Source organism: Streptomyces mexicanus (genome assembly GCF_902506575.1).
GTDB classification, from domain to species: Bacteria; Actinomycetota; Actinomycetes; order Streptomycetales; family Streptomycetaceae; genus Streptomyces; species Streptomyces mexicanus.
In genome coordinates this window covers 2916735-2928249 of sequence record NZ_LR732544.1, presented here as the reverse complement: position 1 = coordinate 2928249, position 11515 = coordinate 2916735, and the positions used below count along the sequence as shown (strand labels likewise).

General features: G+C 74.9%; 8 protein-coding genes and 3 pseudogenes. 4 read left to right on the top strand and 7 right to left on the bottom strand.

Going from position 1 to position 11515, the window contains the following annotated elements; translation table 11 throughout:
- The 7 genes and pseudogenes from GV126_RS35765 to GV126_RS13045 all read right to left on the bottom strand — a co-directional run.
- On the bottom strand, positions 1 to 422 hold a 422-nt coding region (locus GV126_RS35765; RefSeq protein ID WP_236569976.1), incomplete at its 3' end, for a zinc ribbon domain-containing protein.
- Positions 423 to 425: 3 nt separating this feature from the next.
- Positions 426 to 2966: a serine/threonine-protein kinase gene (locus tag GV126_RS13070; protein ID WP_159673618.1), complete on the bottom strand. Its 2541-nt coding sequence runs from the start codon at positions 2964 to 2966 to the stop codon at positions 426 to 428.
- Positions 2967 to 3443: 477 nt separating this feature from the next.
- Entirely contained in the window at positions 3444 to 4415 is a 972-nt protein-coding gene (locus GV126_RS13065; RefSeq protein WP_159665885.1) for an N-acetylglucosamine kinase, read from the bottom strand.
- Positions 4406 to 4651 (bottom strand): annotated as a pseudogene (locus GV126_RS13060) (family 4 glycosyl hydrolase); the annotation flags it as partial. The pseudogene GV126_RS13060 and the gene GV126_RS13065, both read right to left, overlap by 10 nt.
- A 270-nt stretch (positions 4652 to 4921) precedes the next feature.
- A pseudogene (locus GV126_RS13055) lies at positions 4922 to 5887 on the bottom strand (family 4 glycosyl hydrolase); the annotation flags it as partial.
- A 256-nt stretch (positions 5888 to 6143) separates the two neighbouring features.
- Positions 6144 to 7355, bottom strand: a complete 1212-nt coding sequence (locus GV126_RS13050) for an ROK family transcriptional regulator (RefSeq protein ID WP_159665883.1) — start codon at positions 7353 to 7355, stop codon at positions 6144 to 6146.
- A 230-nt stretch (positions 7356 to 7585) separates the two neighbouring features.
- Positions 7586 to 8680 (bottom strand): mechanosensitive ion channel family protein, encoded by a 1095-nt coding sequence (locus tag GV126_RS13045; protein WP_185946683.1) that lies wholly within the window; start codon positions 8678 to 8680, stop codon positions 7586 to 7588.
- A gap of 335 nt (positions 8681 to 9015) precedes the next feature.
- Here GV126_RS13045 and GV126_RS13040 point away from each other — a divergent pair, with 335 nt between their 5' ends.
- The 4 genes and pseudogenes from GV126_RS13040 to GV126_RS13025 all read left to right on the top strand — a co-directional run bounded on the left by GV126_RS13040 (position 9016) and on the right by GV126_RS13025 (position 11402).
- A complete protein-coding gene (locus tag GV126_RS13040; protein ID WP_028422069.1) occupies positions 9016 to 9552 on the top strand; it encodes an HNH endonuclease in 537 nt (178 codons plus the stop codon).
- A 740-nt stretch (positions 9553 to 10292) separates the two neighbouring features.
- Positions 10293 to 10619 (top strand): hypothetical protein, encoded by a 327-nt coding sequence (locus GV126_RS36430; protein ID WP_419796001.1) that lies wholly within the window; start codon positions 10293 to 10295, stop codon positions 10617 to 10619.
- Positions 10620 to 10979 (top strand): annotated as a pseudogene (locus tag GV126_RS13030) (4-alpha-glucanotransferase); the annotation flags it as partial.
- Between the two features lie 132 nt (positions 10980 to 11111).
- On the top strand, positions 11112 to 11402 hold the full coding sequence (locus tag GV126_RS13025; RefSeq protein WP_159673616.1) for a hypothetical protein: 291 nt from the start codon (positions 11112 to 11114) through the stop codon (positions 11400 to 11402).
- The last annotated feature ends 113 nt before the right edge of the window (positions 11403 to 11515 follow it).

Genomic DNA, 11515 nt, shown 5'->3' with positions numbered 1-11515 from the left:
GCCTGCGGGTACGACGGTGGCTGCGCGGGTGGTGGCGGGGCCTGCGCGGCGGACGGCGGCTGTGCGGGCAGCGGCGGGTGCGCGGGCAGCGGGGCGCCGCCCGGGTCCTGCGGGCCCGGCAGGTCCGTGGGCAGATGGGTGCGCGACGGCTCCTGGACGCCGTCCGGCTGCGGGGCGTGCGGCCAGAGGGCTCCGGGCGCGCCTGCGGCCGGCGGGGCGTGGTCGGCGGGCGCGGCCGGGGGCGGGAGCGAGCCGCTGCCCACCGGGCCGCCGTTCATGGTGAGCGTCGGCGTGTCGGCCGGTGGTGCGGCGGCCGTGGACAGGTCGTGACCACAGGCGCCGCAGAAACGGTCACCCGATTCGAGCGGCTCGGCGCAGCTCGGGCAGTTCGACAGCGCGGCCTGCCGGTGCATCTGCGACATCACCTACACCCACGTCCGGGGGCGGTAACGGTTGGCACGTTCCACCAGGTCGATCCTCTCCTCGCTGCCGGACGCCAGCCGGGCCAGCGTGCGGTACGAACGCTCCAGGCCGAAGCGGAGTCCCCGCTCGTCCAGGTCGCTGCCGAGCAGCACCCGCCGGGAGGCCGGGTCCAAGTCCCGGCCCCCGGAGAGTATCCAGTCCAGCGCGCAGCCGAGGACTTCCGCCGCCAGCAGCTCGCGCCGCGCCGGGTCCAGACCGTACGCCTGCAGGGCCTCCACCTGCCCGGCGGCGGCCGTCAGGTCCTCCACGAACGGCGTGTCGGACGCGCCGGCCCGGCGGTGCCGCAGCCGCGCCCGCACGGCCGCCACCCGCGCCGCCGTGTAGTGGATGGAGGACTCCGGGACCGACTCCAGGGTCCGCACGGCCGCGCTCCTCTCGCCGCCGGCGAGCTGGACCCGGGCCAGGCCGAACGCCGCGCTCACACAGCCGGGGTCGGTGGCCCACACCAGGCGGTAGTACTCGGCGGCGTTGTCGAGCTGGCCGAGCACCTCCGCGCACAGGCCGAGCGCCAGCTTCGGCGCGACCTCGCCGGGGAAGGCGTCGTAGATCGCGTCGAAGGCGAGGGCCGCCTCCTCGTGGTCGCCGGTGACCAGCGAGGCCACCCCCCGGTACCAGACGATCCGCCAGTCGTCGGGGTGCTCCTGCTCCAGCGCGCTCAGCGTCCGCAGCGCCGCGTCGTGCTCGCCGGTCTGCAGCTCCGCGCGGACCTGCCGCAACCGGGTCTCGGTGGACGGCGCGGGCGCGGCGGCGAGGGCGGCCGCCAGCTCGCCGGGCGCGGAGGTCGAAAGGCCCGCGAGCAGACCGGCGTTGGGGTCGGCGGGGTCCACGTGCGGTACGGGCAGGGCGAGCGCCGCGGCGGGGGCGTCGACGGGCCGGACGGGCACGGGAGGTGCCGCGCCCACCGCGCCGGCGGGGGCGCTCGGGGTGCTCGGGGCGCCGGCGGGCAGCGCGGCGCGCGCGGCCCGGCGCCCGCGCGGCGGGCGCGCCCCCAGCCGGGAGACGTCCCCGTCCAGCGCCGGGAACAACTCCGTGTCCGTCACCTTCAGGTCGGGGCCGAACAGCGTGGACAGGGCGGGCCGGGCCCGGCCCGTCTGCACGGACACCACCTCCCGCAGCACACCCGTCAGCTGCTCGGCCATCTCCTGCGCGGAGGTGAACCGGCGCGCCGGGTCCGGGTCGGTGGCCCGCACCAGCAGCCGGTAGAACGACTCGTAGCGGCGGAAGACGTCGACGGTGTCCGGGTCGGGCAGCGAGTCGGCGTGGACGGTGGTGTAGCCCTGGAAGTCGAAGGTCAGCACGGCCAGGGTGCGGCCCACCGTGTACAGGTCGCTGGCCACCGACGGGCCGACCTCGGCGACCTCGGGCGCCTGGTAGCCCACCGTGCCGTAGATCGCCGACTCGTCGTCGTCCATGCGCCGCACCGCGCCCATGTCGATCAGCTTCAGCTGGTCCTCGGTCTGGATGGCGTTGTCGACCTTGAAGTCGCAGTACAGCAGGTTGCGGCTGTGCAGGTGGCCGAGCGCCTCCAGGGCCTCGATGCCGTAGGCGCACGCTTGCTCCACCGGCAGCGGATCGCGCCGGCCGTCCGGGGTGCGGCGGGAGTTGGCGATCTCCTTGAGCGACTTGCCGCCGACGTACTCCATCACGATGTAGCCGTCGAGGGAGCCGGTGCGCTGGTCCAGGTGCTCGACGAAGTTGTAGACCCGCACGATGTGGGCGTGCTCGATCTCCGCCAGGAACCGCCGCTCGGAGATCGCCGCGGCCATCGCGTCCTGGTCACCGGTGTCCAGCAGGCCCTTGAGCACCACCCAGCGGTCGGAGACCGCGCGGTCCACGGCCAGGTAGATCCAGCCCAGGCCGCCGTGCGCCAGGCAGCCCACGACCTCGTACTGGCCGTGGACGACGTCCCCCTGCTTCAGCTTGGGCACGAACGAGTACGGGTGGCCGCACTTGGTGCAGAAGCCCTCCGTGCGCCCCGGCCGGCCGCCGCGGGCCCGGCCCACCGGCGCCCCGCAGTCCGAACGCGAGCAGAACCGCTTGCGCTCGGGCACCTGCGGGTCGGCCAGCACCATCGACTGCGGGTCGGGCCGCGGCACCTGCGGCACCTGCACCAGCCCGGCCCCCAGCCGCCCACGGCCGGAGGAACCCGCCGCGGAACCGGACCCGCGCACCGACACCGACCGGCCGGCGGACCCGCCCGGCACCGTGCGCGACAGCCGGCCCGACACCGAGCGGCGGGAGCGGGAGGACCCCGTGGACCGCGAGGACGTACGACCGCTGCGGCCGCTGGATCCGGCGCTGCCCGCCGAAGCCCGCGAGGCGCGGCCCGCGCCGGTGACCCCGGTGGGCGCCGAGCCGACCAGGCCCGTCGCCGACACCACCGGCGCCAGCCCGCACGTGTCGCAGTACAGCTCGCCGCCGCCCACGTCCTCGTACGCCCCGCCGCAGTCCGGCCGCTGACAGCTTACTGGTACTGACTGCAGTCTGTGGGTGTTGTGTTTGTTAGAGGGGGGGGACGCCCGGAGAGAGGTGGACGTAGGGGGTCGTCGGCAGCGTCGGATGTGTATAAGAGACGGGCAGGGACACAACCGCCGACGGGCGGCACGGCGGGCACGGCGGGCGGGACCGGGCCCGGCGGCGCCGAGCCGCCCGTCGGCGGTTGTGTCACTGCTGACCTCCCCCATGGTCATCCGTCGCCGCAAGTATCCCTGCCGCCACTGACATCCGCACCGCCTTGACTGGATCTTGGTCGGATCGCAGCGCGAGGCGCCGTGGCGCGGGCGACACCGTGATGCGCACCACCCCCTGCCCATGAATACGCCGCAGGAGTCGGTTCGGTTCCCCGGCGGAATGACGAACAGTCATGACCCGCCCGCCGGTTCGCCCGCCGGTTCACCCGGCAGTCCGACAGTCGTCCTGCCTGTCACCCCTCGGCCGTCCCGTCGCCCGGTTCACCCCGTTCAGCCGTCGAAGCAGTCCCGCAGCCGCCGCTGGGCCGACTCCGGTGCCCCCACGTGGTCCAGGCCCAGCAGGGCCGCGCCGAGCACCGGGCGGGCCGTGACGACCCGGGGCACGGCCTTGGGGGCGCGGGCCGCGAGCCGCCCGCGGATGCCGTCGTCCCGCCGGGGATGGCGGGCGGCCAGGACGCTGCCGCCCAGGAGCCCCGGCGTCTCCTCCGCGAGCAGGTCGAGCCTGCGCAGCGCGACCGTCGCCATGGTGACGACCTCCTCCGCCAGCCGGTCCACGAGCGAGACGGCGATCGGGTCGCCCTCGGCGGCGGTGGCGAACAGCACCGGTGTCAGCTCGTGGCGGCGGTGCGGGTCCACGTGCCCGAGGTGCAGCGCCTCGATGAGGGCGTACATGGAATCCAGGCCGAAGTGGCCGGGCAGGGTGCGCGCCAGCGCGGTGGGCTCACCCCGGCCGTCCTCCGCGCGGGCCGCGTACCACAGGGCCTCCTCGGCCAGGCCCCAGCCGCCGCCCCAGTCGCCGGAGATGCGGCCCAGGGCGGGGAAGCGTGCGGTGCGGCCGTCCGGGCGCATGCCGACGCAGTTGATGCCGGCGCCGCACACCACCGCGACCCCGCGGGGTTCGGCCACGCCCGCGCGCAGGATCGCGAAGGTGTCGTTGCGGACCTGGACCGTCGTGCCCCACGCGCGCGCGTGCAGGGCCGCCGCCAGCTGTTCCTCCTCCACCGGCAGGTCGGCGTTGGCCAGGCAGGCCGAGACGTGGGCGACGGAGGCGACCCGGGCCTGTTCGCAGGCGCGGGCGACGGCCGCCGCCAGGGTGTCGACCGCCGCCGCCACGCCCACGGCCGGGGGCCGGAAGCCGCCGCCGCGGGCGGTGGCCAGGACACTGCCGTCGGCGGCGACCACGGCGACGTCGGTCTTGCTGTTGCCGGCGTCGATGGCGAGGACGCTCGCGGTCAGGCCCACGCGAGGTGCTCCCGGTTGTGCGCGACGAGCTGGTCGGTGAGGGTCTCGGCGTAGGCGTACTGGCCGATCAGGGGGTGGGCGAGCAGGGCGCGCAGGACCCGGTCCCGGCCGCCGTGCAGCGCCGCTTGCAGGGCCAGGTCCTCGTACGCGGTCACGTTGGCCACCAGGCCCGCGTAGAGCGGGTCCAGCGGGGCCACGGGCAGGGGGGAGGGGCCCTTGGGGCCCACCGCCGCCTGCACCACCCGGGGACGCGGGGGCGGGGGGGGCGCGGGGCGGGCCGCGGGGGCGGGGGGGGGCGGGGGGGGGGGGCCCCGCCGCCGCCCCCACGCCGATGCGGCCCGCACCGGTGCGGCCCCGCGGTCAGCCGCCGTGCGCGTGGTGGTCGGCGCCCCGCTCCACCTCGCCGCCGAGGGTGCCGCGCAGCGCCGTGNATAGTGGAATTATGATCGCGAGAAGAATAATGCGCAAAGTGTTCGTCGGCTGCGTCAGAAGTGTATAGGAGTGCGGTTGACCACCTGGTAGGGGCTGCCGCCCCCGCCGAGCAGCGCGGCGGCGAGGTCCACGGCCGCCTCCGAGTAGTAGGCGCCGCCCCGCTTGGCGAGCAGCGCGGGCTTCTCCTCCAGCGTCGGGTCGCCGTACATGCGCAGCAGCTCGCGTTCCATGGCGGCCACTTCGGCGGCCCGGGACGGCTTGGTGCGCAGCTCGTCCACCACCTGGTCGTGCGCGTAGTAGTAGCGCAGGTAGTAGGAGGGGACGGTGCCGAGGCGGTCCAGCAGGGGGCGGGGCAGGCGCAGGTCGGCGGCGATCGCCTCGCCGTGCTCGGCCAGCAGCCGGGGCAGGACGTCCGTGCCCTCCGGCCCGCCGAGCCGTACGCCCGTCTCCCAGGTGAGGTGGTTCAGGCCCACGTGGTCCAGGTGCACCTCGGAGGGGGCGACGCCCAGCAGCGCCGCGAACTTGCGCTGCAGGCCGATCGCCACGTTGCACAGCCCGACCGCGCGGTGGCCGGCCTGCAGCAGGGCGCGGGTGACGATGCCGACCGGGTTGGTGAAGTCGATGATCCACGCCTCCGGGTTGGCGCGGCGCACCCGTTCGGCGATGTCCAGGACCACCGGGACGGTGCGCAGCGCCTTGGCGAGCCCTCCGGCGCCCGTGGTCTCCTGGCCGACGCAGCCGCACTGCAGTGGCCAGGTCTCGTCCTGCTGCCGCGCCGCCTGACCGCCCACCCGCAGTTGCAGCAGCACCGCGTCGGCGCCGTCCACGGCCGCGTCCAGGTCGCCGGTGGTGACGATCCGGCCGGGATGGCCCTGCTTGGCGAAGATGCGCCGGGCCAGGCCGCCGACCAGGTCCAGGCGGTCGGCCGCCGGGTCGACGAGCACCAGTTCCTCGACGGGCAGGGTGTCCCTGAGGCGGGCGAAGCCGTCGACGAGTTCGGGGGTGTAGGTCGAGCCGCCGCCGACCACGGTGAGTTTCATCTGCGTCCGTCCCTTGGCTCTCTGTCCCTTGACTGCCTGTGTGACTGGCTGTGTGACTGCCGGGTGTGACTTCGCGTGACTGCGGTGAGTGTGCGCCTGGTTCCTCGTCCTGGCCGGTCATGGCTCGGCCGGTCGTCGGTCTGGGTCGGCTGGTTGTGGGTCGGGGATCGGCTGGTCGTGGATCGACTGGTCGTGGATCGGCTGGATCTGGGTCGGGGATCGGCTGGTCGTGGGTCGGCTGGTCGTCGGTCAGGGGTCAGCGGGAGGTGTCGAAGACCTCGTTGCGGGTGGCCGCCAGCGCGCTCTCCAGCGCGCCCCGCAGCACGGGGTGCTCGCGGCCCTCGCCGAGCACCAGGCGCGGCCGGGAGGCGGCCAGCTGGGCCAGCTCGGCCTGGACCAGGGCGCGCAGCACCTCGCCGCCCGCGGTGAGCGAGGTGCCGCCGAGCACGACCAGTTCGGGGTCGAGGACGGAGACCAGGGAGGCCAGACCGGTGGCCAGCCGGGTCGCGTACGCCGCCAGGAGGGCGCGGTGGGGGCCGTCGGCGTGCTCGGCGGCGCGGCCCACGAGCGCGGCGGCCACCTCGGCGTACGGCCCGCTCGGCACGTCCGGTACGCCCAGCTCGCGGGCCAGCGCCGGCAGCGCCTGGGAGCCGGCCAGCTCCTGGTAGCCGCCGCTGTCGGTCTGGGCGACCTGGCGCATCAGCGGGGCGCCGGGCACCGGCAGGAAACCGACCTCGCCGGCGCCGCCGGTCCAGCCGCGGTGCAGCCGGCCGCCGAACACCAGCGCGGCGCCCAGGCCCTCCTGGTTCCACAGCAGCACGAAGTCGCGGTGGCCGCGGGCCGCGCCGAGGCGCTGCTCGGCGACGGCGACGAGGTTGACGTCGTTCTCGTACTCCACCGGCATCGGCAGGGCGGCCGCCAGCTCCTGAAGGATCGTGGGGGAGTGCCAGCCGGGCAGGTGGGAGGCGTAGCGCAGCCGGCCGGTGCGCGGGTCGAAGGCGCCCGGGGTGCCGATGACCAGGCGGCGGACGTCGCCGCGGGCCAGGCCGGCGGCCTCGAGCGCGCCGTCGAGCGCATCGGTGACCTGGCCCACGACGGGGCGGGCCGGGCGGTGGTCCGGGGTCGGCAGCTCGTACGCGCCGACGGTGCGGCCGGTGAGATCGGCGACCGCGGCACGGATGCGCCGCGGGGTGACGTCGAGGCCGGCGGCGTGGGCGGCGGCCGGGTTGACCCCGTACAGCTGGGCGTTGGGGCCCGGGTGCCCCGCACTGGTGCCGGTGGCGACGACGAGCCCGGCGGCCTGAAGCCGGGCCAGCAGCTGGGAGGCGGTCGGCTTGGACAGGCCGGTCAGCCTGCCGATGCGGGTCCGGGACAGCGGCCCGTGTTCCAGCAGCAGGTCCAGGGCGGCCCGGTCGTTCATGGCGCGCAGCACGCGCGGGGTGCCCGGCGTACCGGAGGTTCCCGCCATGTGACCCGCCCCCAGCACTGTCGGCACTGTCAGGAAAGTTTCCTGTCGGTGGCAGGAACCTAAGCCCGGCGTGACGGAGGCGTCAAGGCATGACGCCTCCGGAAGGAGACTCGGGAAGAACGCCTCCGGAAGGAGGAGAAGGCACGACGCCGCGGGAAGAAGGAGAAGGCGACGCCTCGGGAAGAACGAGAAGGCGCGACGCCTCCGGCCCCTCCGGAAGGAGGAGGTCCTCACTTGCCGCCGGACTGCGGCGGTATCGGGGTCGTCGCGCGGGTCTCCGGAGAGGTCGGGTTGGCGTACGCCGACGGGGCCGCGACCGTGGCCGTCGGGTCCGGGGCCGGGTCCTCCTCAGCGGGGGCCGTCGCGCCGCCCACGATGCGGATGTCGGCCTCGTCGAAGGCGCGCTTGATGCGCCAGCGCAGCTCGCGCTCCACGGCCGTGGACTTGCCCGGCATGGTCTTGGCGGACACCCGCACCACCATCGAGTCGATCAGCACGCTGTCCAGGCCCAGGACCTCGATCGGGCTCCACAGCAGCTCGTTCCAGGGCTCTTCCTTGCCCATGGTCTCGGCGACCTCGGTCAGGGTGGCCTTCAGCTTGTCCAGGTCCTCGCTGGCCTTGACGGTCACGTCGACGCCGGCCGTCGCCCAGCCCTGGGAGAGGTTGCCGATCCGCTTGACCTCGCCGTTGCGGACGTACCAGATCTCGCCGTTGTCCCCGCGCAGCTTGGTCACGCGCAGGCCGACCTCGATCACCTCGCCGGTGGCCACGCCCGCGTCGATGGTGTCGCCGACGCCGTACTGGTCCTCCAGGATCATGAACACGCCGGAGAGGAAGTCCGTGACCAGGTTGCGGGCACCGAAACCGACCGCCACGCCCGCCACACCGGCGGACGCCAGCAGCGGAGCCAGGTTGATCTGGAAGGTGGACAGCACCATCAGCGCGGCCGTGCCGAGGATCAGGAAGCTGGCCACCGAACGCAGCACCGAGCCGATCGCCGCCGACCGCTGCCGCCGTCGCTCGGCGTTGACCAGCAGACCGCCCAGCCCGGTGCCGGCCGCCTGCTGGGCGCTGCGGTTCATGCGCTCGATGAGCTTGGTGATCGCCCGCCGGACCACCACGCGCAGCACCATCGCTATGAACACGATCAGGACGACCCGCAGGCCGATCGCCAGCCACGTGGACCAGTTCTCCTCCACCCAGCTCGCCGCCTGGTTCGCGCTCTGCTGGGCGTCCTGCAACGTGGGGACCGTCACGTCCGTCGACTGCGAGGGAGTCGGCGACGGGGACGGGCCGACGGCCAGTAGGACGGCGGGCAAGGACACGGCAGGTACCTCCAGGTGCGTCCGCCCTCCGGCGTATGCGGTCAGTATCGGCTGGATCACGAAGAGGTCACCGGACGGGCAGAACCACCACACTAACGGGGCACGGTGTGCGGATCGCCGTGAACTTTCGGGGAGGTCCGGCGGGGGAAGGGTGCCGACCCGCGTCTGAGCTGCCCGTGTGAGCGGACCGCGATCCGGGGGATGAAAGGGATGTGGTCGAAAACACTCCCAGCCCGTTACCGGGACATGGTGGCGCGGTCACCAGGCATGAGGGGACACTGACTGCAGATCGTCCCGGCGCGAGCCACGCGCCGCCGGCGTACAAGGAGGCACCCGTGCCGCATGTCCTGGTCCTCAACGCGTCGTACGAGCCCCTCGGCGTCGTACCGCTCCGCCGCGCGCTCGTCCTCGTGCTCGAGAACAAGGCAGTCTGCCTCGAGGAGTCCGGCGCCCATCTGCACAGCGCGACCCTCACCGTCCCCGCACCCAGCGTGGTCCGGCTCAAGCGTTTCGTGCGGGTCCCCTACCGGGGGCCCGTCCCCCTGACCCGACGGGCGCTGTTCGCCCGCGACGGAGGCCGCTGCATGTACTGCGGCGGTGTCGCCACCAGCGTCGACCACGTCATCCCGCGCTCGCGCGGGGGTCGGCACGCCTGGGACAACGTGGTGGCCTCCTGCCGGCGCTGCAACCACGTCAAGGCCGACCGGCACCTGGTGGAGCTGGGCTGGCGCCTGCGTCACAAGCCGGCCCCGCCCACCGGTCTGGCCTGGCGCATCATCGGCACCGGCCACAGGGACCCGCGCTGGCTGCCGTACCTGCAGCCGTACGGCGCCGACGACGCCCTGGCCCGGATCGACGGCCTGTCGGCCTGACCGCCCCGGGCGCGGAGGCCCCGGGAGGCGCCGAGCGGCCGACCGGGCGCCGGGCGGCCGACCGGGCGCCGGGCGGCCGACCGGGCGCCGGGCGCGGGCGCCGTTTGCCCCGACGTCCGGGCCTCGGGAGCCGTGTCGCGTGGCCCGCGCCGGCGGGGGCGTGTGGCGCGCTCCTGTGGCCTGGGTGTCGTGTGGCGTGCGTCCCCGTGGCGCGGGCGTCGTATGGCGTGCGTCCCCGCGGCGCGGGCGTCGTGTGGCGTGCGCCCCCAGCGGCGCGGGCGTCGTGGTGCGGGCGTCGTGGTGCGCTCGGTCGAGCCGCGCGCGTCGGGGCGCGAGACCGCGTGGGCCTGAGGGCTGGCGCCTGACCTGAGCCCCGGGCGCCGTTGCGCAACCAGTCACGTTCCGAGCGCCGTAGTGCGCGCCCCGAGCTCCGGGCACCGCCTCAGAACGTTTGTGCGAGCAGTGCGGGAAAGGGCCTGAGCAGCCCAACGAGAGTGGTCCGCAGGTCCTGTCCGGCCTCACTCTGGAGGGGGGCGGAATGTGACCAGGAGCACCTCGTGCGTTCCGGGACGTCTGCCTCCGCACGCACTGGGTAGGGCTGCGATGACCCGCTCTCCGCACTCGACAAGGAGGCCCCCGTGGCCGCACCGGCACACCTGCTGCTCTCGGCCCTGGCCGACACCGCCCTGCCCCCGGCCCAGGCGGACAGCGCCCCGCCCGGACGCGCGGCGGACACTCGGCTGCCCAAACCCGCGGCGGACACCGCCCCTCCCAAACCCGGGGCGGAACCGGTCGCCTCCCTGTGGCCGGCCTCCGCCGCACCCCGTCCGGCCGGCCTGGGCACGGAGGCCGGCTGCCCCTTCAGCGCCGAGGCCGCCTGGGCCGAGGCCCCCCTGACCAGCGAACCCCCGCTGCCCGACACCGAACCGCTCACCAGCGAACCGCCGCTCGCCGAAACCGCCCCCCTGACCAGCGAAGCCACCTCCCTGACCGGCGAAGCCGCCTTCTCGGCCGGCGAGTACGGCGCCGAGTGCGCCGACGCCGGAGCCGGCCGGGCGGAGCCGTAGATGACGGATCCGCAGCCGGCCGGAGCGCCCGGCGACGAGTTGGCCCGGCTCGCCGCTCTGCACGGCGTCGCCACCTCCTACAGTCCCTCCCCGGGCCGCACGGTCGCCGCCTCCGCCGACGCGGTCGTCGCCGCCCTGGCCGCCCTGGACGTCGACGCGAGCAGTCAGGAGGCAACCCGCGCCGCGCTCGCCGCCCGCGAAGAAGAACTCGCCCGGCGCCTGCTGCCGCCCACCGTGGTCCACTGGACCGGCGAGGCCGCCCCCGCCGCCCTGACCGCGCTGCCGCCCGGCACCGTCCTGCGGGTCGAGACCGAGCAGGGCGAGACCCGCGCCGGCGCGGACGACCTGCCCGTCTCCATCCCCCCCGCCGGGCCCCTGGTCTCGGCGTACGCGCTCGGCGTCGTCATGTGGCGGGCGGTGCCGGGCGAGGGGGGGCGGTGCATACGGCACCCCGGACGCGCGGTGCGTTCAGGCGTTCGCTACGTTTGCACTGTGGACAAGAAGAACGCCCTGCGCGCCGGCGCTCTGGCCGCCGGTACGACGCTGATGATGCTGCTCATGTCGTCTCCCGCGCTCGCGCTGACCCGCGACGACGGTGACGACCCCGGCCCGGGCCTGAGCGTCATCCAGACGCTGGGCTACTTCGTGGGTATCCCGATCGTGCTGTTCCTGGTGATCGCGGGCCTGGTCGCGGCGCTGGACAAGTCGCGCGCCAAGCAGCAGGACACCAGCCGGAACGTGAACACCAAGGAGACCCAGGCCAAGGCCAAGGCCGAGGCCTGACCCGCGCAGGACCGGCACCGCCCGAGGGCGCGCCGACCGACGCTTGTGCCGAGGGCGCCGACCCCGCCGCACGTACGCACACCGTGCCGTACGGAGGCGAGGCCGGCGCCCTC

What these genes read in the sequence shown, in the direction of transcription:
- GV126_RS13050 (WP_159665883.1), bottom strand. Translation starts at nt 7,355, where the DNA reads ATGGCGGGAACCTCCGGTACGCCGGGCACCCCGCGCGTGCTGCGCGCC.